Raw genomic sequence first — 25,036 nt, forward strand, 5'->3', positions numbered from 1 at the left:
GTTTAGGTTTTATTGTTTACTGTAGCTTAAATCAGGTCGCATCCAGCCAGATATTTCACTGTAACTTGAAATAAGACTATTTAAATTGTCAAAAAGCGGTCTAGCTTCTTCACCTAAGAGTTTCCAATTGTCTTCAGAAATTTGTTCATAATCCAAAGCGCTTTTAGCTGAAATAACCACAACAAATCTATCTCCAACATGCCCAAAACCGTTTTGGTAAATGCGATAGTGCATTTTGGAATTTTTTTGTGCAAACAAATCTTTAATAGCTTTTATTGCTTCTCTGGTTTTACTTACGTTTTTGGCTGCAACATCCATAAAAATCCATCTTCGGTAGTTTTGCCCTTCTTGAGTTGTACTCATCCCATCTGGCATGTAAGACAGGTTTTCATTTAGTAATGTAATGTAGCTACCGTGTTTGTCGTAGCATTCGTTAAAACGCTCAAAGTAAGAGGTGAATTTTTCTTCACCTACGGTTTTAGCAAAATCTTCCATTGGATCTTCATCTAAATCTGCAAATTTTTCAACAGGAGTAATAGTTAAAAATGTACCATCATCCATTTGTGCAACACTCCAAGATTCTGAAAAATTGTGCTTTTCACAAAGCGCTTTAAACTCTTTAGAAACTTCAATATAGTCATTGTGCTTTGAGGGTTTTACTTGATCTTCATGAACAAGATAAGCTTGTACTTGAGCTACTGTTACTAAAGGCAATACAAGTAGAGCCAAAAGCAATAGTTTAGATTTCAATGTGTTTGAGGCACTGATTGTTTTTAAAATTTTCATGATTAATAGTGTTTGAATTATTTTTTGTCTAATTGAGGTAACCCTGAAAACAGTTCGTCTGTATGCATTAAAAAGTATTTATCAAACTTTTTGAAAAATGCATCTCTATCATTTTCAGTTTTCCAAGCAGAATTAATTAACTCTCCTTGCTTTACACTTGCAGCTTCAACATCATTCCAGTTGGCATACTCTGTAACGAATACTAAATCTCTAGAATCGCTACCTGAAAGATGTCTCATTGCACGCTCGCTTATGATTTTGTCATTAGGTAGAACAACCTTTTTTTGGAACTCTTCTAATAATGAAGCTAATTCGGCTTGTGAGCCATTTTCTGGAATTGTAATTTTCCAAGTGGTAACTGTAAATACAGTATTGTCTTGAGCACTTGCGTTTGTTGGTGCAAGTATTAATAATAAAGCTAATACTAACGTAGTTTTTAAAATTTTCATGATTAATAGTTTTAATGGTTAATTAATAGTGATTTATTTTTGATTTGGTATCTAAATAACTAATAATCAATGATTGAAAGAAGTGGTTTAGGACGAATGGATATAAATACTGTCCGAAGGGTAGGTTATAGTTTTCTAAGTGGGAAAATTAAATAGTATGTAGCCTTTTTAGTAATTCTTCTTTTAAAGTTTTACTAACAGGAATCGCTTTTTTTGCAATAACCACATGGCTTGTGGCAACTTCATCTATGTGCGAAATATTAATGATAAATGATCTGTGAATACGTAAAAAATGCATTTCTGGAAGTTTTTCATCTAAATCCTTTAAAGTGATAACCAATAGGTACTCTTTGCTTTTGGAGTGAATCCTACAATAGTTGCGTTCGGCTTCTATGTAAAGAATATCTTTAATATCCACCTTTACCATTTTTTCATGATGACGTACAAATATAGAATCGCTTAAAATAAAAGGAGAAGGGTTGTCTTCTACAGTTTTTGTGGCGTTGTGTTTAAGGTCTTGTTTAGAAATTACAAGTTCAATAGCATGCTGAAGGTCTAGTTTTTTAAAAGGTTTTGATATAAACGCATGAGGATTGGTAGCTTTTGCTTTATTAAAATGAGCATCATCAGCATTTGCTGTAAGGTAAATGATTGGGATATCAAACTCTTTTTGAATCAGTTTTACGGTTTCTACTCCATCGAGAGCTCCTTTTAAGTTAATATCCATTAAAATAATATCAGGAGTGTCTTGTTTTACATTAATAATAGCTTCTTCACCACGAGGAATAACACCAGTAATTTCATAACCCAAAGATGAGAGTTGTAACGAAATATTAGCTCCAATAACCATTTCGTCTTCTACAATTAATATTTTTGATGGTTGCGACATTAGGTTGATGTATTAAGTTTAAATTGAAATAAAACCGCTGTTCCTTTATCAATGATTTCTTGCATTTTTCCATTAAGCTGAAGTGTTAATAATTGAATAAGCTGTGAGCCAAACCCTGTGCCTTTTGCTGGTGCATTTTTTACTTTGCCAATGCCATTATCCTCTACTTTTAATGTAAGCGTAGCGTCGTTATTTTTTTTAAGACTAATGTTTATAATCCCTTTTGCATCATCAGGAAAAGCATATTTTATTGCATTTGTAAGTAGTTCGTTTACTATAAGGCCAATAGGTACAGCTGTGTCTACGTCTAGTTCTAGATTTTCCATAGCACATTCTATTTTTACTTTGTTTTCGGCATTAAAGGAATCTAAAATACCATCGCCTAAGTTTATAAAATAGTCTTTCATTTCTATGGCTCCTAAGTTTTCGCCTTGATAGAGTTTTTGATGGATAATTCCCATAGATTGCACTCTGTTTTGGCTCGCTATCATAGCTTCTTTAGTTGCTGAATCATTCAATTGCGCAGATTGTAAACTGATAAGACTTTTAACCATCTCGAGATTGTTTTTTACACGATGGTGAATTTCTCTGAGTAGTAATTCGTTTTGTTTGTTTTTGGTGTCGAGTTCTTTATTTAAGATTTGAAGTTCTTGATTTCGCTTTTGACGTTTTCGGTAATTGTAAAACAACCCAAAGAGAATAAATGCTAATAAACTAGCAAGTATAATGTAGAGTATTTGTGTGCGCTTTTGTTGCGCGATTTTTTCGTCTTGAAAATAGATAGTCGCATTTTTTTGACCAGTTTCATATTTTGCTTGAGCTTCAGATTCTAGCCCGAAAATGACATTGTCTTTAAACTCTTCTAAAGTTTGAGCATATAAATGATGATAATGCAATGCGGACTCGTAGTTGCCTAATGACTCATAAATGTTAGATACATGCATATAGTTTTCCCAAAGGTTTCTAACTCTACCTGTTTTTTTTATAAGCTCAATGGCTTTGAGATTATATGGTAATGCTTCTTGATATTTACCTTGCATGTAATACACATGACCAGTATTTGCAAGTGATGGGATGAGATAACGCTCTAAACCCAATTTGGTTGAATTGTCATAGTTAGCTTGATAATCTGCAATGGCTTCATCATAGCGTTCCATGTATTTGTAAATATTTCCTCGCCAGTTTACTGAAGCCATCATAGGAATTCCGTATTCGTTCAATTCCTTGTATAAGTCAATTGAAGTGTTAATGCTTTCAAGTGCTTCTTCTAGGTTTGAAGTAGAAAATAATTGATCAAACGCCTTAAAACGATAGGTTTCGGCTAGTTCAACTTTTGCATCGTCAAGCTGTTCTAATATAGCAATGGCTTTGTCACACCATTCAACTCCTTCTGCATAACTGCGTTCGTAATATTTTAGGTCGCAAATAGCTGCATAGCATTGCGCAATCCCTTTTTTATTGTTTGTTTTCTCATATAACTCCAGAGCTTCATAGGTTTTTTTTGTTGCCTGAGCATAATCGGCTTTTACCATTAAAAGTTCTTTGTGTTTTAGATATACATTGGCTAAAGCATTGTTGTTTTCTTGTTGAGTATAGATGTCTTTAGCTTTTTCAAGATAAATAAAAGCTGAATCTAGTTTTGAATAGTCTTTATGATAGGTGATTAAAAAGCTGTATGATTTGGCAAGTGCATCAGAATTTTTGGTAGTGTTTGATAGTGCAATGGCTTTATGCGCATTTTTTGAAATATCCGTAGAATCTTTTGAATTATAGATATGATTATCTAACCAATTGAGCAGCGAATCTAATTTTTGAGAATTAGAATGTTGTGCAGAACAGGTGATTGCAAATAGTAATACAAAAAAAATGGTTAGTTGTTTCATAAGCCTTAAATAAGCTATTAATTAAGACTTTAGGGTAAGCTAAAGGTAATAAAAAAAGAAATATAAAGCTTTTATTTGAAAATCTTAGCTTCAATAGGTTTTGTAGATGAAAATGCTTTTAGACTAATTTTATACACTTTTTTTGATGGTACTTTAGAAAATTCATCTACATGATAGCCTCCAAAAATATAAAGTGCATTATTGTAATAATGCATTTCAGATTCCTTTAAATGTAAATCTATTTTAAATTGTTTAAGCGTCTTTGCGGTAGTGTTGTAAGTAAATATATTGTCGTCGTCAAAAATATAAATTGTGTCGTTGGAATTACAGAGAGAAGGTCTTTCAATACCAAAAAATAAATCAGCTTCATGAGTCCATTCTCCTAAGGTTAAGTTATAAGATTCAATTTCTTTTAATGCTTTACCATTGAATCCGCCAATTAAGTAAATTGTGTTTCCAATGATGATGCCTTGTGTTTCTTTAGGCTTTGTGAGGTTTTTCAATTCATACCAAAGACCAGAATCTAAGTTGTATATATGAGATTCATTAGTAAAAATTTTGTCTCCATTTTTTTTAAGTTTAGTTGAGCCTCCCATTATTACTATGTTTCTGTCATAAGCAATTGCAGTAAAATTTATTGCTTGATGTGGAAAAGTTTCATCTTCAATAATTTTGGTAGTGTTTAAATCAACAACCTCAATTGTGTTTTTTAGGTATTCACGCTTTCTATTTACTGAAAGACTTTTTCCTCCTAAAACATATATGGAATCATTAACCGAAACAATTTTATGATATGCTCTTTCTTGGAGTTGTGAAGGTAAAGTAGTTAATGTTTCGTTGTCAAGATTATAAACCTGAATTTTATCAGTGTATTTTTCCCAAGTATAATTACTTCTCAATGCTTTTAAAAAATCACTAATGGTAGCTTCGGGTATTTCGCTTACCTGCTTAAATACTCTTTTATTTATATCTTCAACATGTGATACATCACCACCAATTATATATACATTGTTATTGATAATTATAGAGCTAGAAGCATAAACACCTTTACTTAAAGGTTCAATCTTTTCATAGGATATTTTAGGTTTTAATTTTATGTTTGAAGTGACTGTAACCTTATCCAGAGCTTCTATTTTGCCCTTTAAAAGTATGGTGTTTTGGTTTTTATGAAAATCTTCAACACTCACTTTTATTGTAGAATAACCAATAGCTGAAAAGGTGATGCTATCTTTGTTTGAAGGTTTGGCTTTGAGTTTTAATCTAAACTGTCCAGAAGAATTAGTTGCAGTTCCTGTTTTACCGTCTTTAAAAATAACACTAACACTTTCTAGTGGAGTTTTTGTATTAAAATCTAAAACTACACCATCAATGGCTTGACCATGTAATGAAATAGATAACAAAAACAGTATTAGTGCAATTTTTTGCAAATTGTAGTATAGTTTGCAATAAAATTAAAAAATATAGATGGTAAATACAGCCAATAAAAGTTAAATGTCTATCTCTACCTGATTTTTTAAAATATCCTCAAAAGTTTCTCGTTTTCTAATCAATTGCGCTTGTCCTTTATGCCATAATACTTCAGCAGGACGATAACGTGAGTTGTAGTTTGAAGACATAGAGTAGCAGTAGGCTCCAGCGTTTTTAAACGCAAGAATATCACCTTCAGCAATTTCATTTATTCGTCTGTTATTGGCAAAGGTGTCGGTTTCACAAATGTAACCTACAACCGAGTAAAAGCGTTCTCTTCCTTTTGGGTTCGAAATATTGACTATTTCGTGCTGAGAACCATAAAGCATTGGTCTTATTAAATGATTAAAACCAGAATCTATTTGAGCAAAAACCGTTGAGGTAGTTTGTTTAACAACATTTACTTTAGCTAAAAAGTAACCAGCTTCACTCACTAAAAATTTTCCTGGTTCAAAAGCTAAAGTGAGCTCTTTACCATATTCTTTACAAAATGTGTTAAATCGTTTCGTTAGTTTTTTACCAAACTCTTCAATGTTGGTTTCAATGTCACCTTCTTTATAAGGAACTTTAAATCCTGAACCAAAATCTAAAAACTCTAAGTTTTTAAAGTGTTTAGCTGTGTCAAATAATATTTCGCTGGCATATAAAAACACATCAATATCCAAAATATCACTACCAGTGTGCATATGTATACCGTTAATAGTCATTTTGGTGTTTTCTACAATACGAAGTATATGCGGAATTTGGTGAATGGAAATACCAAACTTACTATCAATATGTCCAACAGAAATGTTAGTGTTTCCGCCAGCCATAACATGCGGATTTATTCTAATGCAAACAGGAACTTTAGGATACTTTGTCCCAAACTGCTCTAAAATAGAAAGGTTGTCAATATTTATTTGCACACCAAGTTTTGCTGCAGTTTCAATTTCTTCTAGTGATACACCATTAGGCGTATAAATAATAGTTTCAGGTGAAAAACCAGCAGCTAAACCTAATTGTACTTCTTGAATAGAAACAGTATCGAGTCCTGAACCTAATCCTTTTAATAGTTTTAAAACCGAAATGTTTGATAATGCTTTAGCTGCATAATTGATTTTAAGATGTTTTACTTTATTAAAAGCATTAGTTAATCTCTTGTATTGAGAGGTTATTTTTTCAGAATCATATACATAAACAGGACTCCCGAATTCTTGAGCGATATTAAGTAGTTGCTTTTCTAACATTATATTGGTACAAATTTTTTCCAAAGGTATTTTATTCCCTTTAAATTGAAATTTAAGATTTAAAATATCACACAATTTAAACATTGTGTTAAATAATTAACAAATAATTTTTGTCTAGAATAAAAGACTTTTGTGACAGTATTTTTTTAGAGGATTAAAATTTCAATTATCGAGTAAATATTAGGGTAAGTAATCTCTATTAATTACATTTGTGCCACTTAAACTTTATAGCGAATTATGAATTTACACGAATATCAAGGAAAAGACATATTAGCAGGTTTTGGAGTTCGCGTACAACGTGGTATTGTAGCCCAAAACGCTCAAGAAGCAGTAGCTGCTGCTAAGCAATTAACTGAAGAAACTGGAACAGGTTGGCATGTTATAAAAGCTCAAGTTCATGCAGGTGGACGCGGAAAAGGAGGAGGAGTTAAACTAGCCAAAAACCTTCAAGAAGTAGAAAGTATAGCAGGACAAATCATAGGAATGAATTTGGTTACGCCTCAAACTTCTGCTGAGGGTAAAAAAGTACACCAAGTGTTAGTTGCTGAGGATGTGTATTATCCAGGTGATAGTGAACCAGACGAATTTTATATGTCTGTGCTTTTAAATCGTGGTACAGGTAAAAATATGATTATGTATTCTACTGAAGGTGGAATGGATATTGAAACTGTTGCTGAAGAAACACCACACTTAATTTTTCATGAAGAAGTTGATCCTGCTGTAGGTTTAATGCCTTTTCAAGCAAGACGTATTGCATTTAACTTAGGGTTGAGTGGAGTAGCTTTTAAAGAAATGACAAAATTTGTTTCTTCATTATATACTGCTTATGTAAAGTCTGATTCTTCTCTTTTTGAGATTAATCCGGTTTTAAAAACAAGTGATGACAAAATTATGGCTGTTGATGCTAAAGTGACTATTGATGACAATGCACTTTACCGTCACAAAGACTATATAGATTTAAGAGATTTACGCGAAGAAAATCCTATTGAAGTTGAAGCTAAAGAAGTTGGACTTAACTATGTTGACCTTGACGGAAACGTTGGTTGTATGGTAAATGGAGCTGGTTTAGCAATGGCAACTATGGATTTAATTAAGCAAGCAGGTGGAGAGCCAGCTAACTTCTTAGACGTTGGTGGTACTGCTGATGCTGCTCGTGTAGAAGCTGCGTTTAAGATTATCTTAAAAGATCCTAACGTAAAAGCTATTTTAATTAACATCTTTGGTGGTATTGTTCGTTGTGATCGTGTTGCACAAGGTGTAATTGATGCCTATAAAAACATGGGAAATATAAACGTGCCAATTATTGTACGTTTACAAGGTACTAATGCTGATATTGCTAAAGAATTAATTGATAATTCAGGATTAGATGTACTAAGTGCTACTGAGTTCCAAGAAGCTGCAGATAAAGTACAGCAGGTATTGGCTTAAGAATTTTATAAATACAAAATAGAAAAAAGAGTTGAAGCTTTAAAGTTTCAACTCTTTTTTTGTGGTTTATTTGAATTTTCCTTTTTAGGCATCGGACCACGTAAATGAATGATAAGTCCATTTAAAAAGTTACGTAAAATTTGGTCGCCACACTCCATATATTTAGGATGGTCTTCTTTTCTGAAAAAAGCACCAAGTTCACTTTTTGAAATTCTAAAATCAACCAAAGCTAAAATTTCAACAATTTCATCGTCTCTTAATTTATGAGCTACTCGTAATTTTTTAAATATATCGTTGTTTGTCATAGTCTGTTAACTTAATTGAGAGGGTGATTTTTCTCTGAATTTTTTGAAATCATTAATAAAAAACCAAAGTACAATAAATTTAACGATTTCCTAATGTGCATTTCATCGAACTTGTTTTTTAAGTCTATAAAATCGACGAAATGCGCACATGTTGTTAATGTGTTGATATCCAGTGTTTTAAATAAAATAAATGTACGAACGTAAGAAAACTACGATGAATGACATCTTTTTTTTCGATAAGCGACGAAATATCGACGACAATAAAAGTATTTATCTATTTAACTTTATAAAAAGTAATAATTACTCCCTCAGGTATGATAAATCGTGTTGAAAAGTTGAGTCTGTTATCCGAGATGATAGCATTCGCTATGAAAGATGAGAATATTAAATCCATTGAATACAATTTTCTTTTAGGCATTGCTAAACAATTAGAAATATCTAAAGAAGATTTTGATTATTTATTTAAGTCTCCAGTACATTATGTGCATTTAAAATCGCACAGCGAACGCATTGTACAATTCCATAGATTGGTGTTGTTAATGAATTTGGATAAAGAATTTACTTCCAAAGAACTTGTAAGGTTACATAATTTTGGATTGAGAATGGGTTTAAGCCATGAATCTATAAATAGAGTGTTGGATTTAATGGAAAGTTTCCCAAACAAAATTGTACCACCAGATTTTTTAATCGATATCTTTAAAGTACAATATAATTAGATTTGTAAGCAGTTAGCAGTTGTTCTAAATGTTAAACACAAATCACTTTACTTTTAGTTTTTCTAACTTCTCTTGATAGACTTTAATTTCATCCCTTAATTGAGCAGCAGCAATAAAGTCCAACGCTTTGGCAGCTTGTTCCATTGATTTGCGTTTTTCGCGTATTTTCTTTTCTAATTCACCTTTTGTTAAATACTCACTTTCAGGTTCTGCAGCTTTTAAAGCTTCTAATTCATAGCTATAAGTACTCACTGAGTTTTTTGCTAAGGCATTATCCAAACTTTTGTTTAATGCTTTTGGTGTAATATTGTTAGCTGTGTTATAAGCAATTTGTTTTTCACGTCTGTAATTAGTTTCATCAATGGTTTTTTGCATGCTATTGGTAATTTTATCAGCATACATAATGGCTTTACCGTTAAGGTTACGCGCAGCTCTACCAACAGTTTGTGTTAATGAACGTGCTGAACGTAAAAATCCTTCTTTATCAGCATCTAAAATAGCAACTAAAGACACTTCGGGTAAATCTAACCCTTCACGAAGCAAGTTGACACCTACAAGTACATCAAACAAGCCTTTTCTTAAATCTTGCATAATCTCCACACGCTCCAAAGTATCTACATCGCTATGAATGTAACGACAACGAATTTGTATGCGCTCCAGATATTTGGTAAGCTCTTCAGCCATACGTTTGGTAAGCGTAGTGACTAGTGTGCGCTCATCTTTTTCAACACGTTGCTGAATTTCTTCTATTAAATCATCAATTTGATTTAAACTCGGTCTAACTTCAATTTCAGGGTCTAAAAGACCTGTAGGTCTAATCACTTGCTCTACATAAACACCATCGGTTTTTTGAAGTTCATAATCTGCAGGAGTTGCACTTACGTAAATTACCTGGTTTTGTAAAGCTTCAAACTCTTCAAACTTTAAAGGTCTATTATCCATAGCTGCAGGCAACCTAAAACCGTATTCAACCAGATTTTCTTTTCGGCTTCTGTCGCCTCCATACATAGCATGCACTTGCGATATGGTTACATGACTTTCATCTACAACCATAAGAAAATCATCAGGGAAATAATCTAGCAAACAGAACGGTCGCGTTCCAGGAGCTCTACCATCTAGGTATCTCGAATAGTTTTCAATACCTGAGCAATACCCAAGTTCGCGAATCATTTCAAGGTCAAATTCGGTACGTTCTTTAAGACGTTTGGCTTCCAAATGTTTACCAATTTCTTTGAAATAATCATGTTGTTTTACTAAATCACCTTGAATGTCTTTTATTGCATTTTGTAAGACTTCAGGAGAGGTTACAAACATATTTGCAGGATAGATGTTGAGCTTTTCATAACGTTCAATAATTTCATTACTCATTGGGTTGAACGCTTCAATCTCTTCAATTTCGTCTCCAAAAAAATGAATTCTGAATGCATTATCTGCATAACCAGGGAAAATATCTACTGTATCACCTTTTATTCTGAAATTACCATGGTTAAAATCGGCTTCAGTACGCGAATACAAACTCTGCACAAGTTGATGGAGCAGTTTGGTTCGGGAAATAGTTTGGTCAACTTCAATAGAAATTACATTCTTTTGAAATTCAATTGGGTTTCCAATACCATACAAACAAGACACTGAAGCAACTACCAAAACATCTCTACGACCTGACAGCAGAGAAGAGGTTGTGCTTAAACGCATCTTCTCAATTTCTTCGTTTATTGATAAGTCTTTTTCAATGTAAACACCAGATACTGGAATGTAAGCTTCTGGTTGGTAGTAGTCATAATAAGACACAAAATACTCTACAGCATTATCAGGAAAAAACTGCTTGAACTCACTGTATAATTGTGCTGCTAATGTTTTGTTATGTGCTAAAACCAAAGTTGGTCTTTGCACTTCTTGAACAACATTGGCAACAGTAAATGTCTTACCTGAACCTGTAACACCAAGAAGCGTTTGGTATTTTTCATTACTCTCTATACCAGTAGCTAATTGTTTTATAGCTTTTGGCTGGTCTCCTGTAGGCTTAAATTCTGACTCTATCTTAAATCGCATAACACAAATTTACGATAAAGATTGCGAGTATTCAACTACCGTTTTAATGTAAAATGACCTCTAAGTTCTTGGTTGTTATGTAAAGTAATAAGGTACCAATAATCATTAGACTCTAGATTCTTGCCATTGTATGTTCCATCCCAACCATAAGAGTTTGGAGAAAGCTGTTTAAGTAGTTTTCCGTATCTATTGAATATAAAAATTTCTTTGACACTATTGTTTGGGTCATATACCATCCAAGTGTCATTGAAACCATCACTATTTGGAGTGAAAAATTTAGGGATATGTAAACTCGCTTGAATTAAGAATTGTAAAGATTTTATAACGCATCCATTTGTATCTTGAACAAAAAGAGTATGGAAACCTTCGCTTAGATTATTAAATATAGTACTCGTTTGGAAATTGGAATTATCAATAGCAAACTCATAATTAATACTAGAGTCGTCCATAACAACAGTAATGTCATTAGCGTCAATGATAATATTTGTGGAGTCTAAACTAAAATCGGTTGCTGGGTATATGGTTACTTCAAAACTACTTTCATTAGAGCAGGTGTTTGGAGCAGTACCAACTTCATTGTAAATATAAATAGTTTGGTTAGTGGTTATGTTGTCACCAGCATTAAGCTGTGTTCCTGTTCCGTTAGTTGCTGTGTAATAGTTTCCGTTGGTAAGAGTTGGTAATGTGTATTCGGTACAAACGTCAACATCAGGAAGCGAGTCAACGCTAGGTGTTCCTGTAATGGTTATTTCAAAACTACTTTCGTTAGAGCAGTTGTTTGGAGCAGTGCCAACTTCATTGTAAATATAGATAGTTTGGTTAGTGGTTATGTTGTCACCAGCATTAAGCATTGTTCCTGTTCCATTAGTTGCTGTGTAATAGTTTCCGTTAGTAAGTGTTGGTAATGTATATTCGGTACAAACTTCAACATCAGGAAGCGAGTCAACGCTAGGAGTTCCTGTAATGGTTACTTCAAAACTACTTTCGTTAGAGCAGGTGTTTGGAGCAGTGCCAACTTCATTGTAAATATAAATAGTTTGGTTAGTGGTTATGTTGTCACCAGCATTAAGCTGTGTTCCTGTTCCATTAGTTGCTGTGTAATAGTTTCCGTTGGTAAGTGTTGGCAACGTGTATTCGGAGCAAACGTCAACATCAGGAAGCGAGTCAACGCTAGGTGTTCCAGTAATGGTTACCTCAAAACTACTTTCATTAGAGCAGGTGTTTGGAGCAATACCAACTTCATTGTAAATATAAATAGTTTGGTTAGTGGTTATGTTGTCACCAGCATTAAGCTGTGTTCCTGTTCCGTTAGTTCCAGTAAAGTAGTTTCCGTTTGTAAGTGTTGGTAATGTGTATTCGGTACAAACTTCAAGATCAGGAAGCGAGTCAACGCTAGGTGTTCCTGTAATGGTTATTTCAAAACTACTTTCGTTAGAGCAGTTGTTTGGAGCAGTGCCAACTTCATTGTAAATATAAATAGTTTGGTTAGTGGTTATGTTGTCACCAGCATTAAGCTGTGTTCCTGTTCCATTAGTTGCTGTGTAATAGTTTCCGTTTGTAAGTGTTGGCAATGTGTATTCGGTACAAACTTCAACATCAGGAAGCGAGTCAACGTTAGGTGTTCCTGTAATGGTTACTTCAAAACTACTTTCGTTAGAGCAGGTGTTTGGAGCAGTGCCAACTTCATTGTAAATATAAATAGTTTGGTTAGTGGTTATGTTGTCACCAGCATTAAGCATTGTTCCTGTTCCATTAGTTCCAGTAAAGTAGTTTCCGTTGGTAAGTGTTGGTAATGTATATTCGGTACAAACTTCAACATCAGGAAGTGTGTCGACTTCTGGTGTATCTATAGTAATTTGAGCAGCATTGGTAATTAATGTACATGAGTTGTAAGTGACTTCACAATAGTACTGATTACCATTAAAACTTAGAGGGACATTTGTAATATCTAGCCAACTATTTTGTGGGTTAGAATAAGGGCTGCTATTAGGAACATCTACCCAGTTTCCTGACGTATCTAGGACTTTCCATTGGTACTGAAAAATACTGTTGTTTAAAGATGTGGAAAAAGTTATCATTCCATTTTCACAAACTGTTTGTGAGATAGGATCGGTAATTTCAGGAATAGTATTGTTAGCAGTATCAGTGTGGGTATTTAAATTACTACAGTCTTCAAAAGTACTAATGCTCCAATCACTAACATTATAAGTATCCAAAGGAGCAGTAGCGTTTGCATTTCTAATTATAGTGTAACCTCTTTCATCAATAGCTTCAACGACATCAATTACAGTACTGTTTTTTACGAGTTTAATTTCATCATTATCATTAATACCAGCAGCAACAGCATCTCCAATAGGAAATCCACTACATGTATTACCTGTGCTTCCCATTACAATCATGTATGTGCTTTGTGGAGCAATAGTTCCTGTTAGTGGAATAATTGCGCTTGGAGTAGCATCACCAATATCGCCAAAACGTTGTAATTCGTATACACCATTTAAGTTAATTACAGTGTTGGTAGGGTTATAAAGTTCTACAGCACCATAGCTTCCTGTTTCGGAGTCATAAACCTCAGAAATGTAAACTTCTCCAATACTACAAGAATCTTCTAAAACAGTAAAACTGTTTGCGGAAGTACCAGAACAAGCTCCAGTTGTTAAAACAGTAATAGCTGAACTTTCAGCTCCTTCAGGAATAGTGACTAACAATTCATTATTACTAACAATTGTAAAACTAGTACTGACGCCATCTATATTAACTGATGCGGTGTTTTCAAAATTACTTCCTACTAATGTAATTTGAGTATTAACTGGACCTTGAGAAGGGCTAAAAGAATTAATAACAGGACTTGGACAGTAAAAAGTAGAATTAGAATTGCTTTTTGGTGAAGCATTTACTGCAAATGAATAAACCATTACAGCAAAACAAATAAATAGGAGCTTTTTCATTTATTATTTTTGAACGAGCAAAAGTAATAAATGTAAGTTGATTCTTTTGTTAAGTTAGGGTTATCTAATTACCTAAGCAATGCAAAATGTCCTCGGTAAGTTCTTCCGTCTGGTAAAGTCACAAGATACCAATAGTCGTCACTTGGTAAAGCCTTACCTTTAAAAGTACCATCCCAACCATTAGTAAGGTGATTTCTTGAAGCTAATAACTTACCATAGCGATTAAATATTTTTATATCAATACCTCGGTTAAATTGCTCATTGGTTCCATATACTTTCCATGTGTCTTTAATTGTGTCGCCATTTGGTGAGAAAAATTTAGGAAAACCAAGTACTGAAATAAGTTGTTCAGCAACTCCACAATCATTTTTGTCTTTAACATAAACAGTGTGAAATCCTGGAAGAACATCATAAAATACAGATTCGTCTTGATAAGCACCATTATCTAAAGCATATTCATACATGCCTTCACCACTAACGGTTACAGATATTGTATTGTTAAATGTGCCTTCTTCAATAGTAATATTTTCTATGGTAGCTATGTTTGAAGCTTCAACCGTAATGGTTCTTGAAGCAGAGCATCCATTAGGGTCAGTTACAATAACAGTGTACGTGCCAACTTCGTTGATGTTATTAAAAGAGGTGTTTACTGTTGTTGAATTTCCATTAAATAACCATTCGTAATAGTAATTACTTGGAGAATCGTTAAGAACACCTCCATATAATGTTATGGTTTCAGGATAGGTGTTGAGGCAGTAGATAAACGTTTCGTCTTCTAAAAGGGTAGGTGTATAAAGTACTTCTAAAGCTACAGTGCCAATGCTATAACATTGGTTATTGGCTGTTGTTACTTTAACAAAAAGCGTTTGATTGTATGCTGTACTATTTTGATAAGGAGAGCTCAACGCATTGGTTTCACTAAAGGCATCAGCTTCAGTTTCGTAGTATTGAACTGTTGCTCCAGTTGGAATTTGATCTTCAAAGGAGGTTGAAATTTCGGTTAAATCAAATTCTCCAAAGCCATCAATAATTTCGCCATCACAAGCTTCGGCATTAGGTATAGATAAGGTGTTATTGGATATTTGTAATTCTACAGCAGCAATGTTAGAGCATCTGTTTTCATTTTCTACACGAGCATAAACTGTTTGAAAAGGATTACTATTTTGAAAATTGCTAGCATTTGGTATTTCGTTGACCTCATTGAGCGCATCATTTTCCGAAAGGTAAAAATTAGTAACAAGAAGTGAAGCGTCATTATTAGTAACATCTTGTGAGGCATCAAACAAGTTGTAATAAGTAATACCATCTTGATTTTGGTCACATTCAATTAATACCGAATCAAAAACTATTGGGTTGGGTGAGTATTCAACAACCACTTCACCATAAGAAATACAACTATTAGCCAATCCTACTTCTACAGTGTATGTACCTGGTTGAGAAACAGTATATGTTCCACAGGTTCCACAACCTGTTTGAGCACCTTGAACTAATACACCATCTCTATACCACTCGTAGGTGTTTTGTCCATTTTGGTAAGCATTTAATTCTAAGGTTTCTCCTTCACAAACAGCATTGTTGTTGGCTAATAATCTGTCAGGACCTAAGTTTGTTGAAAGCTCAAAACTTCCAGCTTCTAAAAATACAGCAGAGTCGTACCTATAGTTTTGCTCGTCGGCAATGACAAGTTTTACATGATACGTTTCATTAGGAACTATGTCAGCAGTTGCAGTTAAAACAGTAGTTTGACCATTAAAATTGATAGGAGTGTTAGCACCATTCCAACTTCCAAAATACGCTTCGTTAATAGGAGCGCAACTTCCAGGAATTCCTGAATGTACTGTAGTTACTTTTACAGGCGTTTGCGTGTTAGGTATCAGAGCAATGTTAGTATATTGTTGTTGGTTTGCAGGTTTGATTAAAAACCCAAACAAATCAGAATACTGACAGGTATTAGAGTTGCCTTCTTGGTATTCTTCTGAAGCAAATAAGTATCTAAAACTTACTTGTGAAGCTACTGAAGAAAATTCAAATTCAATAATAGTAGCATTAGTAGTGTTAGACTCGTTTAATGCATTTTCAAGGTCAGAATCTCCAAGCCAGTTTGGAGCATCATCATCACTTAATGAAGTGTTAGGTCCAGGTACATTTGATAAACGTCCTGTACTAAGGACAATACCACTTTGTAAGGGAAAAGTTGTTCCAGCAGCATCGAAATAGCCGTAACTTTGGTCGGTGTTTCCAAAATCGCCACCAGAAACATTGGTCACCACAACGTTATCAATACAGTTGCTGTCAATTAGAATGTCTTCAATGAGTTGTTGAGGTGTATAGGTTTGACTTTCTACCTGAATGTTTTGGCCATAGGTAAACGTACACATACACAACAATACTATAATAACTACTTTGTTCATTTGCAATTTTTCCGATTGCAAAGATACATAATGCTTTAATGTATTTCGTTGAAGAAATGTTAAAGAAAGAAATGTGATATAGAGAACTGAAATTCTTATATTTAGAAGGATTTAATGATAAATATGAGAATTCAACAATCGAGGTATAGAATTATATGTGTTTTAATTCTACTTTTTACTAGTTGTCTTAAAGAAAAAAAGACTACTAAAGTAAATAATGATGCTATAGAAAAAGTAGAGTATAACTCAGAAAAAGTAGTTGTTAAGTGCGTGTCTGATGATGAGAATGTTTTCAATTTTTTAGTGCCTTTAAATCCCACTTATTCATTTGGAAAAAATCATAAAGACACAAAAAAAGAAGTAAACCAAGACACAATGATTATGGTATTAGACTCAATAAGTCAACCATTGATAATGGAAACAATGTCTTGGGGAAATGATGAACACTTTTATTACACAGATATTTTATATGTACCAGGAGACACGGTTTTTTATGAAATAAAAGACCATAAAATTGTGTTTAAAGGAAAAAATGCAGCTATTAATAATTTTTTGTATGAAATAAATAGCTACTCTAATTTAGAGTATGGCAGAAACCCTTATAAAGGGAGTATAGAAGATTATAAAAATAGAGTTGATTCTATTAATAATGAAAGAAATAAATTATTTGAAAGCTATATTGATGATTATAATGTAACATCAAATAGTGAAATAAAAATCGTAAAAGATTATTTAAAATATACTTATTTGTATAATCTTATCTGTCCACGATATGAAAAAGTAGGAGGTTGGGAAGGAGCTTATTATAATTCTTTAGATGGGTTAAACACTTTTATAGAACAAGAATATGTAAACAAAGAGACTGTTTTTAATAGTAATAAATATTTAAACAATACTACAATTGAAGATTTTAAGGAACCAAATTCTTTATACATTCCTCGTTATAAGAATACTTTAAACGCTTTTATTAGTCATTATTTTGAAACTTCAAATCATCCAGACTATTCTAGAGAGAAACTTTTAGCTGAAAAAGAATATATAGAGACTAATCTTGAAGGGGAAATACGAGATTATGCGATAATTCGAATGCTATATGATTATAATTTACATGGATTTGGGCACAGCATTCAAAATGTAGATTTTATGAAAAATATACTTGATGAATACGAAGTAAAAGTTTCAAAGAAGGACTACAGAGAAAAAATTCAGGAAATGAAAGAAGATTTAAGCTCTTTCGATTATAAATTGTCTGATAGAGCTTTAGATTCCAAGTTGATTAATAAATTTGGAGATACATTAACGTTAAGGGAAATTTTTGGACGATCAGATAAGCGAACAAGAGTCTTAAATTTTTGGGCGAGTTGGTGTGGACCTTGTATTTCAGAAATTCAAACAACAAAATCATTCAAAGATAAGCTTATTGTTGAAGATAATGTTGAGTGGATTTATTTATCTATAGATGAGAATAAAAGTAAATGGTTGGATATGTCTAAAGAATTAAGTGAATACCTAACAGTTAGAAATCAGTATTTCTTATTAAATGGTACTAATTCTTCATTAGCAAAATTTTTAAAGATTACTGCTATTCCTAGATATGTGATTTTAAATAAGAACAACCAAATAGTTTTAAGAAGTGCTCCACATCCTTCTGATAGTTTAAATTTCAGAAGAATAATAAATAAAGTGAAGTGATTTTTAGATTTTCAACGTAAAATGTCCTTTAACTTCAAACTCTCCATCATCACTTATTATTTTAGCAACAAACCAGTAGTCGCTTGTAGGCATTCGGTTTCCATTATAGAACCCATTCCATCCAGCAGAGTTTGAGGTTAATTGCTTAATAAGTTTACCATAACGGTCGTAAATATATACTATGGAACCAGGTAAGGTTTCTATACCAGAGATGTGCCAAGTATCAAAATAGCCATCGTTATTTGGTGTGAAGAATTTAGGTGCATCTACCACTACAACTTCTCTAGTAGCTTCTGCACAACCATTAATATCCATTACAGTAATGGTATGGTATCCTAAAGTAACATTGTTGAAAAAGTTAGATTCTTGTGGTACACCATTATCTAAAATATACAGATAGTCACCAATTCCGCTTACATTAACAGTAATAGAATTTGGGTCAGAAAAATCTAAAGTTTCAGTAAACTCTATAATTGCAGTTTCTGATTCTATAACTTCAAACTCACTGGTTGTAGAGCATCCAAAAGGTGTGATTACAGTAACCCAGTACGAACCAATTTCAGTAATTTCAATATCTGGAGTGGTTTGGTTTGTGGACCAAATGTATTCGTCTCCAGGGTTGTTTGTTTCAGCAGTTACATATAAAGGTGAATTGTTTAAACACAAGGTTTGGTCATCAATATCAACAATAGGTCTTGCATAAACATAAGTTGTAAATTGAGTGGTTATGTAACATCCTGTTGTATTGTTTTCAACTCTTACGTAAATGATTTCTCCATCAATAGCATCATACAAATCAGGTAAACTGTTGTCTCCTGTACTAACATCAGCTTCACTGTTGTGATACGTTACAGTAAAGTTATTAGGGCTTTGTGTTCCTAAAATTGTTGCGTTTTGTTGCGATATGTCAAAGGTTAAAAATCCGTCAAAATCATCGTCGCAATCTTCCAAATCACTTGGTTGATATGCAACAGGTAATGGGTTTATCTCTAATTGAAATGCATAGGTAGTAAAGCAACCTGTTGTACTATTTTCAATTCTAACGTGTATTGTGTCGTTGTTGGTTTGATACGTGTAGTCTGTAGCAATTACATTATTTGCAGTTAAGGCATCATTAGCATTAAGGTAATAGGTGACAACAGCATCAGTTTCAGAAGTCACTAACGCATCTACTTCATTAAGATTATAGTATCTGTCAACATTATCACAAATACTAACTGACTCAAAATCGTTTATAGTTGGAGGTAGGTTTACAATTAACTCTAACGGTAATCCTAAATAGCAGTTAGAAACCGTATTTGTAATTCTTACATAAACGGTTTGTGGGTTTGAAATGTTGTTATAATTTTCAGGGTCTGCAATTGGGTTGGTTTCGTTTTCTAAATCGTTAAGTGTTTCGTAGTAAGCAATAACAATATCGTCTTGTCTTACGTCAAAAATATCAACTTCAGCATCGGTTAAATCAAAAGTTACGATACCATCATAATCCACATCACAGGACACTAATGGTTCTGAAGGACTAGCTTCAGGAGCAGGAATAACATTTACCTCAAAAGCGGTTAATGAATTACAAATTGTACCATTATCAATTCTCACATAAATAGTTTGCGGATTTGAAGTATTGGCATAGTTTAAAGCGATAGGGTTTGTACCATTTTCAGAATCTACCAAAGAGGTGTAAAATGTAATGTCTAAATTCTCAGGAATACCTTGAGAGATTTCAGTTATTTTTTCGTTTAAATCGAATACTTCGCTGCCATCATTTGAAATATCGTCACAAACAAACCAATCGGTTGGTGCGTTGAACTCTGGATTGCTTCCCATTTCAATAGTAAATGATGCAGTGCCATAACAATCTTGATCTGTTGTGTTTTCAACCCTTACAAAAATGGTTTGTGGGTTGCTTAAATTTTGATAAGCTACAGTTTTATCAATAGCATTTATGCGGTTTTCTGCATCGTTTTGTGATTCAAAATAAAGCACTTCTTTACCTGCTTGTCCGTTGAGAATTTCAGCATCTTTTGTATTGAATGTAAAGTCACCAAAACCGTCGCTGTTTTGCTCACAAATACTGTAATTGCTTATGTTTATAAAAGTAGGAAGTGTGTTTACAATAACTTCAAAAGACTCAATAGTATGGCATCCTGTTGTAGCATTTTCAACCCTTGCGAAAATTGTTTGAGTATTACTTGGGTATGCAGTAGGGTTAGCAATTGCGTTGGCACTAGCTTCAGCATCAGATAAGCTGGTGTGGAACGAAAATGTTCTGTTAGCTGTATCTGAAACCAATTCAGGAATTTTAGAATTTAAATCTATGGTGTAAATACCATCTTGATTGTCGTCACAAATTATAAAATCGGTTGGTGTTGATGTAACAGGAGCAGGAATAATATTTAACTCAAACGAGTTAACATCAGCACAACCTGTTTGGTCATATCTAATTCTGGTATATAGTATTTGCGGATTAGAAATGTTGTTATACATAGTAGGTAATGCATTTGTGTTGCTATTAGCATCACTTTCAGTTTCATAGTACATAACCGTAAATCCTGATTGCCCTTCAGTAACCATACTGTCAAAAATTGAAAGATCTACAAGCGTAAAACCATCTTGGTCGTCATCACAATAATTAACACTACCTATGGTGTCAAACTCTATAATTGGGTTTAGATTAAGTTCTATGTCTTCATATTCAGTGCAAGTGTCGCTATGTAATGCGATATATAATGTATGCGGAATTTCATCAGGTACATACGCAACAGTAACATCTATTTCATTTGTTTGATTGTCTCTATCGCTTTCAGTTTCATAAAAAGATACTGTTACGTTTGGGATGTCGTTGATAATTGAAATAGCTATACTTTCTAAGTCGAAAGCTTCTTCACCATCATTATCTTGGTCGCACAACGAAAAATTTCTAATTGTAGTTCCTGTTAGTAAAAGATTTGCATGAATTTCAAAAGGTGCAACCGAAATACATCCTGAAACATCATCTACAACACTTATATATAATGTTTGTTCTTCAAACGTAATATTGTCGTAACTAGTTGAGTTTGCTATTGGATTACTTAATGTTAATGCATCTTCGTATGTTTCATGGAATGAAGTTGAAACTCCAGTAATTCCATTTAAAACCTCGTCAGTTATTGTGTTGAGGTCAAAAGTTGCAAAACCATCATGTTCTGGGTCACAAGCGTCAATGTAAAGGTCTTCAGTATTGATAACAGGATTATTCAACACATTAAAAGTTAGTGTTGTAGTTGATGCACAACCCGTTTGCGAATTAGTAACTCTTACAAATAACTGTTCTGTTTGACTGGTGTTACTATAAGGTAAAGCAATTGGATTTGCTCCAGAGTCAGCATCGGCTTGAGTAAAGTGATAGGTAACATCAAGAATAGTTTGTCCTGAAGTAATTTCATCATCCTTTTCACTTAAATCAATTAAAGTTAAACCATCAGCAGTATCATCATCACAAACATCTAAATCTGTAGGAGTTGTAATATTAGGTAGCTCGTTAACTATTAAGTTGAACGTACTAAAAGCTAAACAACCGTTATTGACATCTTCAATTCTTACAAAAATAGTCTGTGGATTAGAGGTGTTTTGTATTGGTGTTGTAATAGCATTTGTGTTGTTTATGGCATCATCATTTGTTAAATGATACGAGTAATTGTAGGTTGAGTTTGGTACAGATGCTAAAACTTCAGCGTCTTTAGTTGATAAATCAAAAGTTTCAATACCATCACCACTTAAATCATCACAAATTTCATAATCTGAAATTGGATCGGCAGATTGTGTAGAGCTTAAACTAATGTCAACACTATCTTCCATAATACAAGTTGTGTTTGAAATAGGAATTTCAATTTGAACTGTATAGGTTCCAGATTGCGTTACATGAAGTTCAGGTTGAGTTTCACCATTAATTAAGGTGTTGTTTAAATACCAACTGTAAGTAGCCTGAGCATTTTGGATATCTCCATTAAGTGTTAAAGATTCAGCACAAGTTGAAATGTCTGCACCTAAATCTACAACAGCATCAAAACTGTTCCCTTCAATAAAAACAGCCGAATCATAGTTTTCATCAGTTTGGTCGGCAATAATCATTTTTATATGATATTGTACATAAGGCGTAATAGTTGCAGTAGCAGTCATTACAGTAGTTCGACCATTGAAGTTTGTATCTCCAATACTATAGCCTTCAAAATACTCGTCATTTTCAGCAGCACAAAACCCAGCAATTTCATCATGGATAGTGTTTGTGTTAACAGGAGTAGATGTTCCAGGAATTACTGCAATATTTGTGTAAGGATCATTGGTTCCTGCTTCTCTAATAAGAAATGCAAACCCATCAGAATACTCACAAGGGAAATTACCAAAATATTCTTCGGAAGCTAAGATATAATTGAATTGCACTTGGTTTGAAATTGAGATAAAATCAAATTCAATAGAAGTTGCGTTTAATGTCCCAGTAATTCCTAAAGCAGTTTCAAGATCGGTATCGGTAAGCCAATTGTCTTCACCTTCGTTAAGTATGTCGTTGTTTTGTGTGTTTCCTGCAGAAGCAGCATTACCTGTTGAAAGAATAATTCCATTTTCAAAAGGAAAGTTAGAAGACGCACTTTCAAAATAACCAAAACTTCCAAATCCATTAACGCTACCATTAACTTGCGAATTGATATTAGTAATCTCTACACAACCTTCAGTAAGGGTGTTTTCAATAAGTTGCTGTTCAGTTAGTGTATTATCAACAGTAATTTGTTGAGAGAATACTTGGTTACATAAAAAACATGCAAATACAAGGAGGGAAATTTTGATGGTTTTCATTATCAATAGGTTAAGTTTTACTCACAGCGACACATGGTTTTGGGACATGTTGAATAGTGATTCTTTTATTTTGCTGTGAAAACTAAAGTAAACAAGGATGAAATGCAAAAAAATACGACGAAATACACAAAATATTAACATTTAATAGTTCAAATAGACCCAACCTGCCATTGATTTGTAGTTTGGGTCGTTTAAATGGAGCACATAGTAATATGTGCCGACTGGTAATAATTTACCTAAATTATTAATACCTCTGTTTGCTTTTCCATCCCAAGGTTTGGAATTATCTCCTTCAAATATTAAAGTGCCATATCGATTGTAGATGAGAAGTTTGTGGTTTTCAAAAATATCATACAGACCTTGTATATTAAACCAATCGTTAGGACCATCATTATTTGGTGAAAACCCATCAGGAATGTAAGGTGGGCAATTTTCTACCAACACATCAAAACTGTAACTATCATAACAAGGATCACTTTCAACTCTTGCATAAATGGTTTCAGGATTTGTGGTATTGTTGTAAGCTGTTGGGTCAAAAATTTCGTTCTCTTGGTTTTGTAAATCTGAAAGACTAGTGTAAAACGCTACATTATCATTAATGTTTGTTGATTGCTGAAAAATTTCATTGAGATTAAATGTTGCTGAATTAAATCCTTCATCGCAGAGCAAGGTTTCAGGCAAAGTTTCAATAGGAGGAGCAACAAGTAAATTGATAGTTTGCTCAAACATGTTATTGTTTTCATTGATTTCAATTACAATACCTGAGTTGTCACCAATATCATCTACTGAAAGCGTTAAAATAAAATCATCTCCAACCGTTTCAGGAATGGTCAAAACTATGGAGTTGGTTTCCGATTCGTTAATTTCAATAGTATTTAAGGTTGTGGTTTGCCCAACAACTATTCCGTTAGCATAAAATGTAATAGGAGTGTTGTTGGGAAGTACGTCTGTACTGTTGAAATTATTTACAGTGTATTCAATTTCAATGTTTCTATTACCACATTCCACAATATAATTGTCAAGACTTATTGTTGCATCAGGTAGCTGACTATTTAAAACTGTAATGATGTTGTTTATCATAACAAAATCCTGCCCAGACGTAAGCTGAATAGTTGCCGAAGTATCACCAATAGATATGTTATTTTGAATATTGTAAACATCAATATCCATATTGTATAGGTCTGACGCTCCAGTAAAACTGTTCGTACCATTAAAAGCATTATTGATAGGATTGAGTGGCGGATTTCCTATAATATTTCCATTAATAGTTAGTTGTTCATTAACAGCTAATGAGCGGTCACCTTCCCAAGCAATGAAACCAATTTTTGCATTTTCATTATCTAAAACATTTAGGTTGTCTAAAGTAATAGTTAATATATCAGGTACGCTTTGTAAGCCATCATATACATTCAATTGGTTTAAAGGTAGATTATCGTCTTCATAAATAATAGTAATTGCCCAACCTGCGAAGTTAGTTCCTGTAGGACAATATGGTGAAATTATAGATTGTATGTCTAAATCTGACAAAGTATACTCATCAGAACCAATACTTTGTACTAAAGTGGTTACATCAGCAAATGCTGCAAAAAACACTCTGTTGGCATCTAAGGCGTCACTAAAAGTGCGTTCAGCAGTAACAGGATTGTTATTTAGTGATACGTTAAAATCACCAGTATCTGAACCTGCCCAATATAAGTAAGCAGCAACAATAGTTTGATTTGCGTTTAGTGATAAAGTAGCTGAAGATTCTGTTGAGATTATACAATCAGCTCCTGTTCCATTTTCAGCTAAGTTTAATGTGTTTCCTATAGCAGTGTAATCGTATCTGCCGTTAAACTGTTGGTATAACTCAACATCTTGACCCAAAACAGCAGTAGGATTATAAAAAAGAAAGAAAAGCAATATGAGTTGGGTTACCCTTATCATCATGACTTTTTTGAACATTAACTGGCTCAATCGG

General features: G+C 33.3%; 15 protein-coding genes. 3 read left to right on the plus strand and 12 right to left on the minus strand.

Annotated features, from left to right (window positions below):
* Positions 1 to 9: 9 nt before the first annotated feature.
* From ABD011_RS07190 to lysA, 6 genes are all read right to left on the minus strand, one after another.
* The gene (locus ABD011_RS07190) at positions 10 to 786 is read right to left on the minus strand and encodes a hypothetical protein (protein WP_343797010.1); all 777 of its coding nucleotides are present in this window, start codon (positions 784 to 786) and stop codon (positions 10 to 12) included.
* Between the two features lie 17 nt (positions 787 to 803).
* The gene (locus ABD011_RS07195; protein ID WP_131507778.1) at positions 804 to 1,235 is read right to left on the minus strand and encodes a hypothetical protein; all 432 of its coding nucleotides are present in this window, start codon (positions 1,233 to 1,235) and stop codon (positions 804 to 806) included.
* A 148-nt stretch (positions 1,236 to 1,383) separates the two neighbouring features.
* The gene (locus ABD011_RS07200; protein WP_343797013.1) at positions 1,384 to 2,124 is read right to left on the minus strand and encodes a LytR/AlgR family response regulator transcription factor; all 741 of its coding nucleotides are present in this window, start codon (positions 2,122 to 2,124) and stop codon (positions 1,384 to 1,386) included.
* On the minus strand, positions 2,124 to 4,007 hold the full coding sequence (locus ABD011_RS07205; protein ID WP_343797015.1) for a sensor histidine kinase: 1,884 nt from the start codon (positions 4,005 to 4,007) through the stop codon (positions 2,124 to 2,126). Before ABD011_RS07205 ends, ABD011_RS07200 begins: the two co-directional genes overlap by 1 nt.
* A gap of 71 nt (positions 4,008 to 4,078) precedes the next feature.
* Positions 4,079 to 5,434, minus strand: a complete 1,356-nt coding sequence (locus ABD011_RS07210) for a Kelch repeat-containing protein (protein ID WP_343797017.1) — start codon at positions 5,432 to 5,434, stop codon at positions 4,079 to 4,081.
* Positions 5,435 to 5,494: 60 nt separating this feature from the next.
* Entirely contained in the window at positions 5,495 to 6,700 is a 1,206-nt protein-coding gene (lysA, locus tag ABD011_RS07215; RefSeq protein ID WP_129761631.1) for a diaminopimelate decarboxylase, read from the minus strand.
* A gap of 237 nt (positions 6,701 to 6,937) precedes the next feature.
* On the opposite strand from lysA, the gene sucC reads away from it, so the two are divergent.
* Positions 6,938 to 8,128, plus strand: a complete 1,191-nt coding sequence (gene sucC, locus ABD011_RS07220) for an ADP-forming succinate--CoA ligase subunit beta (RefSeq protein WP_343797021.1) — start codon at positions 6,938 to 6,940, stop codon at positions 8,126 to 8,128.
* A gap of 47 nt (positions 8,129 to 8,175) precedes the next feature.
* On the opposite strand, the gene ABD011_RS07225 is transcribed toward sucC, so the two are convergent.
* Positions 8,176 to 8,433 (minus strand): DUF1456 family protein, encoded by a 258-nt coding sequence (locus tag ABD011_RS07225; protein WP_129761633.1) that lies wholly within the window; start codon positions 8,431 to 8,433, stop codon positions 8,176 to 8,178.
* Positions 8,434 to 8,747: 314 nt separating this feature from the next.
* Between ABD011_RS07225 and ABD011_RS07230 the strand changes: the two genes are divergently transcribed.
* A complete protein-coding gene (locus ABD011_RS07230; protein ID WP_129761634.1) occupies positions 8,748 to 9,149 on the plus strand; it encodes a TerB family tellurite resistance protein in 402 nt (133 codons plus the stop codon).
* A gap of 42 nt (positions 9,150 to 9,191) precedes the next feature.
* On the opposite strand, the gene uvrB is transcribed toward ABD011_RS07230, so the two are convergent.
* The 3 genes from uvrB to ABD011_RS07245 all read right to left on the minus strand — a co-directional run bounded on the left by uvrB (position 9,192) and on the right by ABD011_RS07245 (position 16,557).
* Positions 9,192 to 11,198 carry an excinuclease ABC subunit UvrB gene (gene uvrB, locus ABD011_RS07235; protein ID WP_343797023.1) on the minus strand — a complete coding sequence of 669 codons (2,007 nt, stop codon included), beginning with the start codon at positions 11,196 to 11,198 and terminating at the stop codon, positions 9,192 to 9,194.
* A 35-nt stretch (positions 11,199 to 11,233) separates the two neighbouring features.
* Complete coding sequence (locus tag ABD011_RS07240; RefSeq protein WP_343797026.1) at positions 11,234 to 14,146, minus strand: T9SS type B sorting domain-containing protein; 2,913 nt, start codon at positions 14,144 to 14,146, stop codon at positions 11,234 to 11,236.
* 68 nt (positions 14,147 to 14,214) lie between these two features.
* A complete protein-coding gene (locus ABD011_RS07245; protein ID WP_343797028.1) occupies positions 14,215 to 16,557 on the minus strand; it encodes a choice-of-anchor L domain-containing protein in 2,343 nt (780 codons plus the stop codon).
* Positions 16,558 to 16,680: 123 nt separating this feature from the next.
* Here ABD011_RS07245 and ABD011_RS07250 point away from each other — a divergent pair, with 123 nt between their 5' ends.
* Positions 16,681 to 18,249, plus strand: a complete 1,569-nt coding sequence (locus ABD011_RS07250; RefSeq protein ID WP_343797030.1) for a TlpA family protein disulfide reductase — start codon at positions 16,681 to 16,683, stop codon at positions 18,247 to 18,249.
* Between the two features lie 3 nt (positions 18,250 to 18,252).
* Here ABD011_RS07250 and ABD011_RS07255 read toward each other — a convergent pair whose 3' ends face one another.
* Positions 18,253 to 23,076, minus strand: a complete 4,824-nt coding sequence (locus ABD011_RS07255; protein ID WP_343797032.1) for a choice-of-anchor L domain-containing protein — start codon at positions 23,074 to 23,076, stop codon at positions 18,253 to 18,255.
* Between the two features lie 141 nt (positions 23,077 to 23,217).
* Entirely contained in the window at positions 23,218 to 25,002 is a 1,785-nt protein-coding gene (locus ABD011_RS07260) for a T9SS type B sorting domain-containing protein (RefSeq protein ID WP_343797034.1), read from the minus strand.
* Positions 25,003 to 25,036: the final 34 nt, after the last annotated feature.

This window comes from Gaetbulibacter jejuensis (assembly GCF_039524015.1).
GTDB classification, from domain to species: domain Bacteria; phylum Bacteroidota; class Bacteroidia; order Flavobacteriales; family Flavobacteriaceae; genus Gaetbulibacter_B; species Gaetbulibacter_B jejuensis.